The following is a 15,916-nucleotide window of genomic DNA, read 5'->3' as shown; positions in this document are numbered from 1 at the left end:
TTGTAGGAGTCAACTGTCATGCAGCCGCGATGGCAGGAGGGGCATACGCTGCCTGATCACGCGCAATCGCGTTGAGCCAGCGCAGGAACTTGTGCATGCAGGCGACGATGGCGACCTTGGCTGGTTTGCCGGCCGCACGCAGGCGGGCATAGGTCTTGGCCAAGGGGGATTTGGCGCGGATGCTGGCCCAGGTGGCCATGTACAGCACGCGTCGGATCTCGGCCTGTCCGCCTTTGATGCGACGCTGGCCCTGCCAGCGGCCGCTGTCGCGATTGAACGGGGCTAGCCCGACCAGAGCAGCGAGCTTGCGCGGCGGTAACGTGCCCAGTTCCGGCAGCCGTGCGGCCAGGACCGCGCGCAGGATCGCGCCAAGTCCGGGCACCTTCGGCAGGGTGGAGCAGGTCGTAGCCTGCTGCTCGATCTGCCGCGTCAACGCCTGGATCTTCTGGTTCAGTAGGGCGATCACCTCTTGGCAGTGGCCTTGCACCTCGGGGCTGGTGATGTGCTCCAGCCGCCGCCGATGGGCATCACGCTGGCCGACCAGAGTGTCGCGTAGGTCCAGCAATTCGCGCAGGGACTGAAGATGCTCGGGTAGTACGGCTGTGGGTGTGGCCGGGATGTGCTGGGCGGCGATGGCCAACAGGCGCGCGTCCAGGGCGTCGGTCTTGGCGTGCAGGCCAAGGGCCTTGGCCAGGTTCCGCGGACGATCGGCGGCCACCCTTGCCGCGGGCAGGTCCGCCTCCCGAAGGACTCGCAGCAGGGCATGTTCATAGCCACCACTGGCTTCCAGCACGATCCGCTCGCAGTCCAGCCCCGTCAGGCGCTGGGCCAGCGCACGCCGCTCCTGTGCGGTATTCGGCTGGGTCCAGGTGTGGCCCTCCGGCAGGACATGAATGACCAGTTCGGCCTTGGCAACATCGATCCCGACAAAGCGTCGCATAGACGTTCTCCGCAGTAGACTCAGGGGTGAGAGCACTCCTGCCGATGCCCATGCTTGTGGAGTTCGAGTTCGCGACTCGGGCAACTGTTCGGGCTTGTGAGGCAGGAGTACGGAGTGCGGCGGCGCTGACTCCTACTCGTGCTTGCTTGGCACTGCGGCTAAACGGCCTGCCGCACTCCGCTCTCACCTATAACGATAGACCCTCATAAGACACAAGCGGCTTCAGCCGCGATGGGCTTTCTGGGAGAGCCTGTCGCGGCTGAAGCCGCTCCTACAACGGCATGGAGCCTCCCGGAGACGCGCAATGCCAGCACGTGGAGCAAGGGCAAGATCCCGCCTAACATCCCTACTCCACCCTACGCCAGCGGCAGGCGCAACGTCGCTACGCTGCCGGGCGCATCGGTGCGGGCCTCCAGGTGCAGGCTGCCGCCCTGCGCCTCCAGGATCTGCCGCGACAGCACCAGGCCGATGCCCGAACCGCCGGGCTTGGTGGTGAAGAACGGCACGAACAGGTTGTCGCTGGGCGGCAGGCCCGCGCCGCCGTCGCGCACTTCGATCCGCACATTGGCGCCGTCGCCGCACGCATGCAGCGTCACCGGCGCGCTGCCGCCGGCTTCCAGCGCATTGCGCAGCAGGTTGATCAGCACCTGCTCGAGCTGGTCGGCGTCGGCGCGTGCGTGCAGTGTCGGGTCGATCTCCAACTGCACCCTGGCATCGTCCAGCAGCCGCTGCACGCGCGCGCACAGCGGCGCCAGCGCCACTGGCGCCGGGACCGGCGCGGGCAGCCTGGCCAAGCGCGCGTAGCCGCCCAGGAAGCGCTGCAGCGCCGCGCTGCGCTGTTCGATCACGCCCAGTCCGTTGTGCAGATCGGCCTGCAGTTCGGCGTCGAGCGCCTGCGGCGCGGCTGCCAGCAGCCGCGCGAGCGTGTCGGCGATCGAGGCGATCGGCGTCAGCGAGTTGTTGATCTCGTGGCTGAGCACCCGCAACAGGCGGCGGAAGGCCTGCGCCTCCTCCTCGCGCAGCGCGCGCTCCATCGGCTGCACCAGCAGCAGGCGCCCGGCCTGGCTGCGGCTGCGCAAGGCGGCGTGGCCGATCTGCCAGCGCCCCTGCTGCCCGGCGAACGCATGCGCCTGGATGCTGCCCGACGGCACGTCGAACAGGCCGGCAAGTCCCAACGCTTGCGCGGATTGCCCGATCGCCTGCTGGGCGGCGACCCCGAGCAGGCGCTCGCCGGCCGGGTTGAGCAGGCGCAGACGCTGGTCCTGTTCGAACGCGAACACCGCCCCGTCCAGTGCCGCCAGGGTCTTGCTCAGCAGGTGCAGGCTTTCGTGCGATTCGCGCTGTTCGTCCTGCAGGCGTTGCGCCAGGGCGTTGAACCGCGCCAGGAGGCCGTCGGCATCGCGCGCGTCCTGCGCCGCACGCACGCTGTAATCGCCTTCGCGCAGTGCGTCCAGCAGGCCGCCGAGGGTACGCAGGCGCTGCCCGGCGTCGCGTTGCTGCCAGCGCCACAGCACTGCGGTCAGCAGCAGCACGCACAGCAGCAACAGCACCGCCTCGAGCAGCCGTGGCGCGCCGGCGGCGAGCACCAGCACCAAGGCCAGCAAGGCCGGCGTCACCAGCCACAGCGGCCGGAAGCGCTGTCGCTCAGCCGGCGTCATCGCTGCGCAGCCCGTGCTTGCCCAGGCGCCGGTACAGGCTCTGCCGGGTGATACCGAGCTGGTCGGCGGTGCGCTGCAGATTGCCCTGCTGCTGCGCCAGCGCCTGCTTCAGCAGCAACGCCTCGGCTTCGTCCAGGGTCAGCTGCGTCGACAGCGCTGGCGCGGCGCTGGTCGCTGGCTGCAGGCGCATGTCGTCGCTGCCCAGGATGCTGCCGTCGGCGAGCAGTGCCGCGCGCTCCATGGCGTGCGCCAGCTCGCGCACGTTGCCGGGCCAGGCATAGCCCAGCAGGGCGCGCTCGGCGTCGCGCGCCAGCGTCGGCAGCGGCCGCCGGTAGCGGGTGCAGGCGGCGGCGAGGTAATGCCGCGCCAGCGGCAGGATGTCGGCGCCGCGCTCGCGTAGCGGCGGCACGCGCACCTGGAAGGTATTGAGCCGGTACAGCAGATCCTGGCGGAAGCGACCGGCCGCCACCTCCGCCTCCAGGTCGGCGTTGGTCGCGGCGACGATGCGCACGTCCACCCGCTGCGTGCGCGAGGAGCCGAGCCGCTCAAACTCGCCGTCCTCGATCGCGCGCAGCAGCTTGGGTTGCTGCTGCAACGGCAGGTTGCCGATCTCGTCCAGGAACAGGGTGCCGCCGTCGGCCAGTTCGAACCGGCCGGCACGATCCTGGCGCGCGTCGGTGTAGGCGCCGCGCACGTGGCCGAACAGTTCGGCCTCGAACAGGGTCGGCGCCAGTCCGCCGATGTTGACCTTGACGAAGGCCTGCGCGCGGCGCGGCGACCACTGGTGCAGCAGTTGCGCCAGCAGGCTCTTCCCGGTGCCGTTCTCGCCCAGCAGCAGCACGTTGGCGCCGCTGCCGGCGATGCGCAGCAGGTCCTCGACCAGGCGCTGCATCGGTGCCGATTCGGCGACGAAGCCGGCGGCGGCGTCCTGCAGCAACAGCGCCTGCGCCTCGCCGAGCCGTTGCGCGGCGCGACGACTGCGGTCCAACGCGATACGGCTCTCCAGCACGGCCAGGACCCGCGCGTTCTGCCAGGGCTTCTCGATGAAATCCACCGCGCCCTCGCGCATCGCCGCCACCGCCAGCTCGATGCTGGCCCACGCGGTCATCGCGATCACCGGCAGCCCCGGCCATTGCGCGGCGATCTGCGTAATCAGCGCCAGGCCCTCGGCGCCGGAGGTGGTGTCGCGGGCGTAGTTCATGTCCACCAGTACCGCGGCGAACGCGTCGCCGCGCAGGCAGGCCAGCGCCAGTTCCGGCGACTCGGCGCCGACCATGCCGTAGCCGGCGCTCTTGAGCAGCATGCGCAGGGCCTCGCGTACGTCGGCCTGGTCGTCGACGACGAGAATGCGCGGCAAGGGCGGTGTGCGGGTGTCGGTCATGGCGCAGAGTCTAGCGGCCGGGCGCGCGGGACAGGCGCCACGACCACCGTCGTGGCGCAGCGGCATCGAGAGGCGACGCGGATCATTCGGCGCGCAAGGCCTGCATCGGCGGCACCCGCGCCGCGCGCCGTGCCGGCGCCAGCGCGGCGAGCAGGCCGGCCGCGGCCAGCACCAGCAGCACCGCGCCGATCGCCAGCGGGTCGGCCACGCGCACCTCGAACAAGTAGCGCTGCAGCAGCCGCGACACCGCCATCGCCACGCCCAGGCCCAGCAGCAGGCCCACCCCGATCTGCACGCCGGCCTCGCCCAATACCTGCCGCCGCAGCCGCGCCGGGGGTGCGCCAAGCGCGGCGCGCACGCCGAACTCGTGCTGGCGCGCGGCCACCGCCACCGCCATCACCGCGTACAGGCCAACCGCCGCCAGCAACAAGGCCAGTCCCGCGAACAGCCCCACCAGCAGCAGGTTGAGCTTCTGTTCGCCGGTGGTGCTGGCGACCAACGCCTGCATCGGTTGCAGATCGGCAATCGGCTGCTGTGGCGCCACTTCGTCGATGGCGGCACGCAGCGCACGCTCGTCGGCACCCAGCGCGCCGGCACGCAGATGCACGGCGTAGGTCAATGCACCGAAGCTGCGGATGATCTGCCACATCGGCTCGCCCATCTGCGCCAGCGGCTGGTAGACGGTCGGCTCCGGCGGCTCGGCCGGGCTGGTATGGCGCACGTCGCCGACCACGCCAACCACCCGCATCGACAAGCGCTGGTCGCCGCCATCGTCGGGCAAGGTGACGATCTTGCCCAGCGCCTGCCCGTGCAGATAGCGCGCGGCGAAGCTGGCGCTGACCACGCAGACCCGCTCGGCGCCGGCCACATCGCTGTCGGCGATCCCGCGCCCGGCCAGCAAGGGGATGCGGAAGACCTCCAGGAACTGTGGCGTGGCCAGCCGGTATTGCGCGTCGACGGAGGGCGCGCCGTCGACCTCCACGCTCCAGCTCAGTTGCGTGGCCGTCGGCGGATTGGTCGACACCCCCACGCGTTCGATACCGGGTACCTGCTGCAGCCGCGCGACGATGCGCCGGGTCTGCTCCACCGCAGCGGCCGCCGTGACGTAGCGCTCCTTCACCGGCGCCAGGGTGAACACCACCGCCGAGCGGCTGTCGAAGCCCATCGGCACCTCCGCCAGCTTCTGCAAGGTGCGGGTGAACAGCGCCGCGCCGATCAGCAGCACCACGGCGATGGCCACCTGCGCAATCACCAGGCTGCGACCGAGGCGACCGGCCTGCAGGCTCCAGCCGCCGCGACCGCCGCCGGCCAGCTCCACCACCAGGTTGCGGCGACGACCGCGGACGATGCCCAGCGCTGCGGCCAACAGCGCTGTCGCGCCACCGGCGAGCAGCGCGAACAGCACGCTGGCGCCGCTCAGGTGTGGCGCCTCGCCGCGCATCCACATCAGCGGCACCCAGCCACCGAGCAGGCGCAGTCCCAGCCAGGCCAGCGCCAGGCCGGCCAGGCTGCCGAGGGCGCCGATCAGCACGCCTTCGGCCAGCGCCGGCAGGCTCAACCGCAGCCACGAGGCGCCCAGTGCGGCGCGCACCGCGCTGTCGTGGCTGCGCCCGAGCGCGCGCAACAACATCAGGCTGGTGAGGTTGATCGCGGCGATCAGCAGCACACAGGTGGCCGCGGCGAAGAACAGCCACAGCGTGTTGCCGCTGTTGGCGTCGTACAGGCTGTCCTGCAGCGGCAGCGCGTTGGGCGGCCGTCGCTGCAGCGACGCCCACCACGACGCGTCCATGTGCGGGCTGTTGCGCAAAAGCGCCTGGAGCGTCGTCGCGGTCTGCGCGGACGCGGCGGCCACGCTGACGCCGGGCCGCAACCGCGCCACCACGATCTCGTTGGTGGACAGGTTGGTCGCGGCCAGGTCCGGCTGCATGTTGCGGATCAGGTCGAACGGTTCGGCCCAGGGGAAGTCCGCCGGCAACACGCCGACGATCTGCACCGGCTTGCCTTCCACCTGCAGGGTACGCCCCACCGCCGTCGGGTCGCCGCTGAAATAGCGCTGCCAGAAGCGGTGGCTGAGGATCACCGCCTGCGGCCCGCCAGGCCGGCTTTCCTCGTCGCTGAAGTTGCGCCCCGCCGCCATCGGCAAGCCAAGCGTGCGCAGGACGCCGGCATCGGCACTGATCGATGCGACCACCTCGCTGGCATCGCCGCGGGCGATGTTGGCCGGCACCGGGAACGCGCGCAGGATGCCGATCGACTGCAGGCTCGACATGCGCCGCAACACCGGGTAGTAGCCGGGTGCAGCGACATTGCGGCCAGAGTCGCTGGATACGCCGAGGGTGACCAGCCGCTCCGGCTGCGGGAACGGCAGCGGTTTCAGCAAGGCCTGGTCGAGCAGCGCGAACACCGCGGTGGTGGTGGCCACGCCCAGCGCCAGGGTCAGCACCGCCAGCAGCAGATAGCCGGGCCTGCGCGCGAGCGTGCGCCAGGATTGGCGCATCTCGGCCCAATGCAGGGCGGCGCTCATCGCGCCTGCTCCGCATGACGCGCCGGCAACGCCACGTCCTGCTCGTGGCGCAGCCGCTCGAAGGTGTCCTCGTCGACGATGCGGCCGTCGAGCATGTGCACGATGCGCTGGGCGCGCCGCGCGAACGCCGGGTCGTGGGTGACCATGCACAAGGTGGTGCCGTGGTCGTGCAGCTGTTCCAGCAACTGCATCACCGCCTCGCCGTTGCGGCTGTCCAGGTTGCCGGTGGGCTCGTCGGCGAGCAGGATCGCCGGGTTGCCGGCCAGTGCGCGCGCCACCGCCACGCGCTGCTGCTGGCCGCCGGACAACTGCCCCGGATAGTGCTTGTGGCGATGCTGCATGCCGACCAGCTCCAGCACCTCGCGCACGCGCTGGCGGATCTGACTGCGCTGGGCGCCCTCGCGGTAGGTCAGCGGCAGCGCCACGTTCTCTTCCACGGTAAGGTCGGCGATCAGGTTGAAGGCCTGGAAGATGAAGCCGATCTCGGCGTTGCGGATGCGCGCGCGGCCGATGGTGTCCAGTTCGGCGACGCTGCGGCCGTTGAGCCGGTAGGTGCCGCCGCTGGGCGCATCGAGCAGGCCCAGGATCGACAGCAGGGTCGACTTGCCGCAGCCGGACGGGCCGGTGATGGCGACGAAATCCCCAGGCGCCACGTCCAGTGCGATCTCGGCCAGGGCGTGGGTCTCCACTTCCTCGGTGTGGAAGACCTTGCTGAGCCCGTGCAGGTGGATCAGCGGCGCGGCGGAAGGTGCGGGAACTGCGGTCATGCGGGATCTCTCCTGGTGAGGCTAGCGTAAGCGCAAGGTGGCGTCGGCATTCCACTGGCTGGTGTCGGACAGCACGACGCGGTCGCCGGCGCGCAGGCCGGCGCGGACTTCGATGCGGTCGCTGGAGGCGGCGCCGAAGCGCACGCGGATGCGCTGCGCGGTGTCGCCACCGTCGCGCAGCACGAACAGGCTGCCGACGGCGTTGGGCACGGCCAGCGCCGGGCGCGGGATGCTGACCACGTCGCGCAGCGTGCCGAGCACGATGCGGCCGTCCACCGACAGGTCCGGGCGCACGCCGGGCGGCAGCGGCGGCGTCAGCCGCACGTCGACCGCCACGCTGCCGCTGCGCACCGCCGGATCGATCCGCGCCACCTGCCCGCGGACCACGCCGTTGTGCGTGTCCACCGTTACCGGCAGGCCTTCGATCACGTCCTTGGCCAGGACTTCGGGCACCTGCAGGCGTGCCAGCAGGTCGTCCGGGCGCGCCACCCGCGCCAGCTTGGCGCCGGCCTCGACGCGCTGGCCCGGCTCCACGTCCACCTGCTGCAGGATGCCGTCGCTGCCGGCACGCACCTGCAGCGAGTCGGCCTGTTGCGTGGCGATGGCCAGCGCACTGGCGGCCTGTTCACGCCGTGCCTGTGCCGCGCGCAGTTGCGCGGCCATGTTCTGCCGGAACGCGGCCACGCGCTTGCGCTCGATGTCGGCGTGGCCGCGCTGTTGCGCCTCGACGATCTGGCTCTGCGTCAAATCGATCGCCGAGATCGCGCCGCCGTCGTGGCCGCGTTGGTAGGCCTTGGCCTTGATCTGCGCGATCTGCAGCTCGGACTCGGCCTGCGCCTGCAGCGCCTGCTGGTCCAGCAGTTGCGAGGCCAGCGCGGCGTGCAGTGCGGCCAGGTCGGCATCGGCGGCGGCCAGCGCGGCACGGGCGCGGTCCAGGCCGGCCCCCAGTTCGGGATTGGCCAGTTGCAGCAGCGGCGTCTCGGCCTGCACGCGCGCGCCGGCCTCGACCAGTTGCTGTTGCACGGTGGCCGGGGCCCCGGCGGTGATCCAGCGGATCTGCCGCGGCACCAGCACGCCGTTGGCGCGGACCTCGCGGCGCATTTCGCCGCGCGTGGCAGCATCGATCCACAATTCGCTGCGCGCCACGCGCGGCGCCGCGCGACCACTGCCGAGCAGAACCACGCCTAGCAGTACCGCAGCGACAGCGGCCGCCACCAGCCAGCGACGGCGCTGGCGCCAGAACGAACGGTTCGGTGATTTCGCGATATCCATGCCTGCTGTACAGCAGGCTGCATGCCAATCGTCGAACCACGCTAACGTATTGAATTACTTATGCCGCGATCGCGACGCCTGCAATCGCCGCGTCCGCAAACGGTCGCGCACCGACCGATTCCGGACAGTGGCGCGGTCAGGCGCGGCTCACGGTTTTTCCAGCGACGCGCGATAGCGCAGCAGCGCTTCCGGTTCGTCGGTCTGGAAGGCGCCGATGCCGGCGCGGTACAGCCGCCCCCACACCGCGTCCGGATCGCGCACCGCATCGGCATCGCCGCCGACGTCGGCGACGAAGCCCTCCCACAGGGTATTGACCAGCAGCCGCACCTGCCGCTGCCTGGCCAGCGCCGCCACCGCCGGCAACTGGGCCAGGCGCATCCGCGGCAGTTCGATCGCCACCGGCCGCACCTTGCCGCCGGTCTGGGTGCGCACGGTCTGCACCAGGTCGTCGGTGCCCGGCGGGTTGAGCAGCACCGGGGTGAAGTTGATCCGGTCGAACGGCGGCATCGACGCCAGGTCCTGGCTGGCGACGCCGACTTCGGTCTTGACCACCACCTGGCGCTCCATGCCGGCGCGGCGCACCGCGTCGACCACCTCGGCGTAGATCGGCGCCTTGACGTCGAGGTTGAGCATGATCCGGCCCTTGGCCGCGGCCAGCATCTGCTGCAGGGTCACTGGATGCTGGTCGGTGAGCGGCGCATCGGCGCCGCCCTCGTCGTCGCGCAGGCGCAGCCGCGCCAGTTGCGGCCAGGTCAGTTCGGCGACCTTGCCGGTGCCGTCGGTGGTGCGGTCGACGGTGGCGTCATGGAACATCACCAGGGTGCCGTCGCCGGCGCGGCGGATGTCGGTTTCCAGCATGTCCACGCCCAGCGCCACGCAGCGCTCCAGGCCCAGCAGCGAGTTCTCCGGCGCGTGCCCGGCGAAGCCGTGCGCGGGCGCGGGATTGTGGCAACCGCGGTGGGCGACGACGAAGATGCCGCCGTCGGGATTGGCCAGGCGCGCCTGGATCGGGGCGATGGCGGCGACGGCCGGGGCGGTCGCGGTCAGCAGCGCGGCAAGCAGGGCGCCGCGCGAGAAAAGCAGGTTCATGGAAGGTCTCCGGCAACGGTCACAGCGACGGGGTGAAGCGCAGGCCGAGCCAGTAGGTGGTCGGCATCGAATAACTGTCCTTCAGCAGGTTCTCGCCGGGGCCGGTGAAGCTGGTGAGGCGGCTGTGGGTGACATTGCTGATCTGGCCGACCACGCTGAGCTGCTTGCTCACCGCCCAGGTCGCCGACAGGTCCAGCTGCGAGCGCGGCGCCCAGTACAGGTCCTGCCAGGCGATGTTGCTGACGATGGCGCGCAGCGCCTTGCCCTGGCGGTTGTAGGCCGCACGCAGTTCGACGCCGCCGACGGTATAGAACAGCGAGGCGTTGGCGGTGTAGTCCGGCTGCCCGACCAGGCGATCGACGGTGCGCTGGCGCTGCACCACGTTCGGCGCGCTGCCGCTGGTGAACGGCACGTCCATGCCGCCGTCGAGCAGGGCCAGGTTGGCGCTGGCGCCCAGGCCGGACAACGCCGGCACGCCCGGGAACAAGGTGTTGAGCACCGCGCTCAGCTCCAGGCCGCGCACATGCGCCTTGGCGGCATTGGCCGGGGTGCTGATCAGCACGTTGGAGTACGTGGTGCCGTTGAAGCTGAACTGGTCGGTGCGCGAGAGGGTGAAGATCTCGTCCTGGATGCGCTTGTCGAACAGCGCCGCGGCCAACATGCCGTCGACGTCGTCGGGCAGGCACCATTCCAGCGACAGGTCCAGGTTGGTGGACACGCGCGGCTTGATGTCGGGATTGCCGATGGTGACGGTCACGCCCTGCGCATTGGGATTGCCCATGTCGCTGCTGTTGACGAAGCCGATCGAGGTGCGCGCGGCGTAGGCGTCGTAGGGCGGACGGCCGAGCGTGCGGCTGGCGCCGGCGCGCAGGTCGAGGCGGTCGTTGACGTGGTAGGTCATCACCGCCGAGGGCAGCACCTTGGCATAACGCGACTCGGTGGGCGCATCGACGTAGACGTAGTTGCCGCTGGCCGCATCCAGTTGCCGCTGGCGGCCGACCGTGGACTGGTCGGTGTGGTCGTAGTGCAGGCCGGCCTCCACATCGAACGCGTCGGCGCGATAGCCGACCAGGCCGTAGGCGCCGAAGATTTCTTCGCGATGGCTGAAGTTGTCCTGGTTGCTGAAGGCGCTCTGGTCGGTGCGGTTGAACGCGCTCAGCGGCGTCGCCTCCAGCACCTGATTGGCCTTGTTCGGATCGATCGCGATCAGGTTCAGGCCGAGGTAGCGCATCGGCGCATTGGACGGCGCCAGCACGTCGGCGATCTTCAGCGGCGGCGCGCTGCGGTTGGGCTGGTATTCCACGCGATAGATGTCGAAGCCGGGTTCGTCGCGGGTGTAGCTCAGGCCGCTGCCGAAACCGAAGCCGCGGTCCATCTCGCCACGGTTGAAGGCGTAGTCCAGGCGCCCGGTCAACACCTTGTCGCGCGCGTTGCGCTGGTAGTCCGGGCGCCAGTACAGCAGGCTGTAGTTGTCGTAGTCGTAGTACGCCTGCGCCGACATCGGGAAGCGCTGGTTGAGCGCGGAGGTGTCGTAGTTGAAGCCATAGGCCGCCGTCGGCACCACGGTGACGCCGGCGCCGGTCTGTCCTGTCGGCACCGCGGCCGGGCGCTGCGCACCGGTGACGTACTTGATCATCTTGATCGGCTCGGCATAGGTGGCATCGGACCAGGACGCGCGCGCCGACAGCAGCTGCCGGTCGTCCGGTCGCCACTCGAAGCCGGTCTGGCCAAGCTTGGTGCGGGTGGTGGTGATCTGGTTGGAGTAGCCCACTTCCACGTCGCCGACCGGGTACGTGCCGCTGGTGGCGGTCTGGTTGTAGACGCGATTGCGGTTGCGCGGATCGAGGATGATCTCGTTGCGCTCCATGTTGTCGCGGAAGTAGTAGTAGCCGGCCATGGCGTAGGCCTGGAGGGATGCGCTCAGCCGCGCCTCGAACTTGCCGGTGAGGCCGTAGCGGTCGCGCTTGTCCATCACGTACCAGTACTTGTCCTGCTGCGGCACGGCCCAGCCGTTGCCCAGGTTGGTGCCGCTCTGCAGCGCGCCGGTGCTGTCGTAGAACCCGTAGTGCACCGTGTCGGTGGTCATGTGGGTTTCGGTGTAGCTGCTCAGCGTCTGGTAGTTGCCGGACAGGGTCAGGCCGTACTGGCCGTCGCTGCCGAAGGTGCGGCTGCCGGTGGCGAGCAGGCGGTAGCCCGGGTCGTCCTGGTCGCGCGGCTTGCCGACGTCGTTGGCGTGGCCCAGCGAGGCCTCGGCGGTGAAGAACGGCTTGCCGCCGTTCTCGAACGCGCTGCGGGTCTTGAGGTTGATCGCGCCGCCGGTGGCGTTCGGGTCCAGGTCCGGGGTGAAGGTCTTGATGACCTGCAGTTCGCTGACCATCGAGGCCGGCAGGATGTCCAGGCGCACGCCGCGGGTGATCGAACCGAGCGTGCCGTTGGGCGTGCCCGGCGAGGCCACGGTCAGGCCGTCGATGGTGACGTTGTTGTAGGACGGGCCGAGGCCGCGCAGCACCGGGGTGGCGGCTTCGTCGCGCGGATGTTCGTTGTCGGTGGCCGGCAGCACCGACAGGCCCGGGATGCGGCGCAGCGCCTCGACGATGGTGGTGTCCGGCAGCGCGCGCACGTCGGTGGAGCTGACCACGTCGGTGATGTTGGTGGCCGCGCGCTTGCTTTCGATCGCGGCGGCATTGGCCTTGCGCACGCCGGTGACCCGCACGCTGGACAGCGTGGTGGTGCCGTCGTCGCTGGCGGCAGCGTGGGGCGTGGTGGTGGGCTTGGTCGTGGGCGTGGTGTCGCCGACGGCCGGCGCGCTGGTCGCCGCGACGGCGCTGGCGTCGGCAGCGACCGTCGCCGTGGTGGATGCGGCGTCTTGCGCCAGCGCGGCCTGGCAGCTGGCGGCAAGCGCGCAGACGATCAGCGCGCGGCGCCGATGGGTGAGTGGTTGCATGGCGATGTCCCCTGGTTGACCGAATTAAGTAACTTAAAGTTCGTTATTTAATCCCAGGGATATGACGACCCGATGGCGGCGCGCGGAAAGCGCGAAGACACCGCGGCCTCATGCGGCGCGAATCGGCCGCCCGTGCCGCGAGGGGCGTTGCGCTCCGATGCTGCAGCCACGTGCGCCGTGGCGGACGCGCCTGAATCAGAAGCGGTCTGGCGGGCGCCTCAGTCCGCCGCCGGGGGCGCAGCGCGGTGCACCTGCACCGCTTGCGCGACGAACGCGGCGAGCACGCCGGCCGGGGCGTCGTGCTCGACCACCAGCCGGTCGATCGCCTCCACGCCGACCACGCGGTGCGCGGCCAGGGTGCCGAGCTTGTCGCTGGTCACCACCGCCACGGTCTCGGCGCTGGCCTCGACCATCGCCCGCTTGAACAGGCTTTCCTCGTCGTCCACGCCCCACAGGCCACGTTCGGGGTCGATCGCGCAGGCGCCGGGGAAGCACAGGTCGGCACGCAACTGCCGCAGTTGCTGCAGCGCCTGGGCACCGACCGCCGCGCCGCTGCGCGGATCCACGCGCCCGCCGATCAGCAGGATCTCGATGCCTTCGCGGCGCAGCAGGCGTTGCGCGATGTCCGGCGCATTGGTGACCACGCTCAGCCCCTGCCCTGCCGGCAGCGCCGCGGCGATGGCGCCGTTGGTGGAGCCGGCGTCGATCAGCAGCCGCTGCCCGGGCTTGACCAGCGCGACCGCGGCCAGCGCCAGCGCGCGCTTGCGCTCGGCGTGCTCGGCCTGGCGCTGCGGCAACGGCGCGAAGCTCGGGGTGGGCAGCAGCGCGCCGCCGTAGACGCGCCGGCACAGCCCCTGCGCCGCGAGTTCGCGCAGGTCGCGACGGATCGAGTCCTCGGACACGGCGAAGCGCTCGGCCAGTTCCGCCGCCACCACCCGGCCGTGCGCGCGCAGGCGCTGCAGGATCGCCTGTTGCCGCTCCTGCGGCAGCGCATCGCGCTCGCCGCTCATGGCGGCGCGGCGTCGGCGCGCGGCGGCAGCAGGCCCAGCGCGACCAGGTCCTCGCGCAGCGTGGCGGCGTCGCGGAACTGCAGCGCGTGCATGCCGGTGGCCGCGGCGGCGTGCACGTTGCGCGGCGCATCGTCGATGAACACCGCCCGCGCCGGCGCGATCGCGTAGCGTTCGCACAGCAGCGCGAAGATCGCCGGATCCGGCTTGACCAGGCGTTCCTCGCCGGACACCAGTACGCCCTCGAACCACTGCAGGAACGGGTAGCGTTCGCGCGCGATCGGGAAGGTCTCGTGCGACCAGTTGGTCAACGCGTACAGCCGCACGCCCTGCCCGCGCAGTTCCTCCAGCACCGCCACCGTGGCGTCCATTGCGCCGCCCAGCATCTCCGGCCAGCGCGCGTGGTAGGCGGCGATCATCGGCGCATGCGCCGGATGCAGCGCGCTCAGTTCGGCCACCGCCTCGTGCCACGGTCGTCCGGCGTCCTGGCGCTCGTTCCACTGCGGGCTGCACACCTCGCGCAGGAAGGTCTCCATCGCTGCTTCGTCGTCGAACAGGCGGCGATACAGATGGCGCGGGTTCCAGTCGATCAACACGCCGCCGAGATCGAACACCACGGTGTCCAGGGAAGGAGCGGCAGAGAGAGGGGACGACGGCATGACAGGCTCCAGCAGACTAAGTGGGGATCAACGACGCACCAGGCGCGCGCCGGCGGCGACCAGCAGCAACAGCGCCGCCACCGCGGCCAGCGCCAGCGGCAGGCCGATGGCGTGGGCCAGGAATCCGATCAGCGCCGGTCCGGCGAGCAGGCCGGTATACCCGAGCGTGGTCAAGGTCGCCAGCGCCAACGCCGGCGAGGTGCCGGGCATGCGCCCGGCGGCACCGAACATCACCGGCACCAGGTTGGAGGCGCCCAGGCCGACCAGCACGCAGCCGAGCAGGCCGCTGCCCGGCCACGTGCCGAGGCTGGCCAGCGCCAGCCCGGCCGCCGCCAGCAGCGCGCCGAGGGCGACGATGCGCACCGGCCCCAGCCAGGCCACCAGGCGATCGCCACCGAGCCGGCCCAGCGCCATCGCCACCGAGAACGCGGCATAGCCCATCCCGGCCGCGCTGGGCGCCAGGCCGTGATGCTCGCGCAGCAGCACCGCGCTCCAGTCGAGCATGGCGCCCTCGGCCAGCAGGCAGACGAAACACAGCGCGCCAAGCAGCAGCACCGGCCCCTGCGGCAGCCGCAGCGGCACCGCCTCGGTGGCCGACCCAGCGTGCCGCAGCAAGCCGCTGCGCTGCCACAGCAGCACGCCCAGCAGCAGCGTGGCGACCAGCATGGTGCCGGCCAGCAGCGGCAGGCCGGCACCGAGCAAGGCGCTCATGCCGGCTGCGCCGATCAGCCCGCCGACGCTGAACAATCCATGAAAGCCGGACATCGCCGCCTGCTGCAGGCGCCGCTCCACCTCCACCGCATGCGCGTTCATCGACACGTCGAGCGCGCCCAGCGCCGCGCTGAAGTACAGCAGCGCGGCCACCAGCAGCGGCACGCTGGGCGCCAGCGCCAGTGCTGGCAACGCCAGGCACAGCGCCAACGCGCTGGCGACGATGACCGTGCGGGCACCCAGGCGGTGACTGAGCAGGCCGCCCAGCGGCATCGCCAGCACCGAGCCGGCGCCGAAGGCCAGCAGCACCATGCCCAACCGCGCATCGTCCAGCCCGAAACGCGCCTTGACGTAGGGAACCATCGGCGCCCAGGCGGCCATGGCCATGCCCGACAGCAGGAACATGCCGCGGGTGGCGGCGACGGCGCGGGAGACGGTGGGCGCTGGGGCGGGAGCGGGCGGCGAAGCAGACGGCATGCGGAAACCCTGGCGAACGGTGCCGGGCCAGCTTAGACGAACGTGCGTAATCGTGTAAAAACGTGCATTAATCGACATCAGAGACAGCGATGGCGGCTGCCACTGCATTGGCTTGGCGGGATCCACGCATGCGGTGGCACCGAAACGACGACAGGACCCTGTTGGGTCCTGTCTGGGTGCTGCGAACGCGGGAATGTAGCTGCGGTGCGGCAGGCGCGGCGGTCTCCGCCGGACCCTCACCCCCGACCCCTCTCCCGGGGGGAGAGGGGAGTTGGGCGGCTTCCCTGGCGGCCTGACCCTCACCCCCGCCCCCTCTCCCGGGGAGAGGGGAGTTGGGCGGCTTCCCTGGCGGCCTGACCCTCACCCCCGGCCCCTCTCCCGGAGGGAGAGAGGAGTCAGGTGGCTTCCCTGGCGGCCGGACCCTCAGACCCGGCCCCTCCCGGGGGAGAGGGGAGTCAGGCGGCTCCGCTGGCGGTCATCCCCTCAC

The 15,916-nt window shown here is 71.0% G+C and carries 11 protein-coding genes; all 11 read right to left on the bottom strand.

Annotation, left to right across the window (positions count from 1 at the left end; genetic code table 11):
- Positions 1-16 precede the first annotated feature (16 nt).
- A complete protein-coding gene (locus tag Q7W82_RS08300) occupies positions 17-940 on the bottom strand; it encodes an IS110 family transposase (protein ID WP_353949514.1) in 924 nt (307 codons plus the stop codon).
- 356 nt (positions 941-1,296) lie between these two features.
- The gene (locus Q7W82_RS08295; protein ID WP_242161450.1) at positions 1,297-1,785 is read right to left on the bottom strand and encodes an ATP-binding protein; all 489 of its coding nucleotides are present in this window, start codon (positions 1,783-1,785) and stop codon (positions 1,297-1,299) included.
- 799 nt (positions 1,786-2,584) lie between these two features.
- Positions 2,585-3,979: a sigma-54 dependent transcriptional regulator gene (locus Q7W82_RS08290; protein WP_242161446.1), complete on the bottom strand. Its 1,395-nt coding sequence runs from the start codon at positions 3,977-3,979 to the stop codon at positions 2,585-2,587.
- 82 nt (positions 3,980-4,061) lie between these two features.
- Positions 4,062-6,503 carry an ADOP family duplicated permease gene (locus Q7W82_RS08285; RefSeq protein ID WP_242161445.1) on the bottom strand — a complete coding sequence of 814 codons (2,442 nt, stop codon included), beginning with the start codon at positions 6,501-6,503 and terminating at the stop codon, positions 4,062-4,064.
- Positions 6,500-7,270 (bottom strand): ABC transporter ATP-binding protein, encoded by a 771-nt coding sequence (locus Q7W82_RS08280; protein WP_242161443.1) that lies wholly within the window; start codon positions 7,268-7,270, stop codon positions 6,500-6,502. The genes Q7W82_RS08285 and Q7W82_RS08280 overlap by 4 nt, the downstream gene beginning before the upstream one ends.
- 21 nt (positions 7,271-7,291) lie before the next feature.
- A complete protein-coding gene (locus Q7W82_RS08275) occupies positions 7,292-8,542 on the bottom strand; it encodes an efflux RND transporter periplasmic adaptor subunit (RefSeq protein ID WP_242161441.1) in 1,251 nt (416 codons plus the stop codon).
- Between the two features lie 147 nt (positions 8,543-8,689).
- Complete coding sequence (locus tag Q7W82_RS08270; protein ID WP_242161439.1) at positions 8,690-9,631, bottom strand: glycerophosphodiester phosphodiesterase family protein; 942 nt, start codon at positions 9,629-9,631, stop codon at positions 8,690-8,692.
- 19 nt (positions 9,632-9,650) lie between these two features.
- The gene (locus tag Q7W82_RS08265; protein ID WP_242161437.1) at positions 9,651-12,575 is read right to left on the bottom strand and encodes a TonB-dependent receptor; all 2,925 of its coding nucleotides are present in this window, start codon (positions 12,573-12,575) and stop codon (positions 9,651-9,653) included.
- A gap of 218 nt (positions 12,576-12,793) precedes the next feature.
- Positions 12,794-13,585, bottom strand: a complete 792-nt coding sequence (locus Q7W82_RS08260) for a DeoR/GlpR family DNA-binding transcription regulator (protein ID WP_242161435.1) — start codon at positions 13,583-13,585, stop codon at positions 12,794-12,796.
- Positions 13,582-14,241, bottom strand: a complete 660-nt coding sequence (locus Q7W82_RS08255; RefSeq protein WP_242161432.1) for an HAD family phosphatase — start codon at positions 14,239-14,241, stop codon at positions 13,582-13,584. Before Q7W82_RS08255 ends, Q7W82_RS08260 begins: the two co-directional genes overlap by 4 nt.
- A gap of 27 nt (positions 14,242-14,268) precedes the next feature.
- Complete coding sequence (locus Q7W82_RS08250; RefSeq protein WP_242161430.1) at positions 14,269-15,429, bottom strand: MFS transporter; 1,161 nt, start codon at positions 15,427-15,429, stop codon at positions 14,269-14,271.
- Positions 15,430-15,916: the final 487 nt, after the last annotated feature.

The organism is Xanthomonas indica, assembly GCF_040529045.1.
Classification (GTDB): Bacteria; Pseudomonadota; Gammaproteobacteria; order Xanthomonadales; family Xanthomonadaceae; genus Xanthomonas_A; species Xanthomonas_A indica.
The sequence above is the reverse complement of the archived record's forward strand: the minus strand, read 5'-3'. Positions and strand labels throughout refer to the sequence as shown.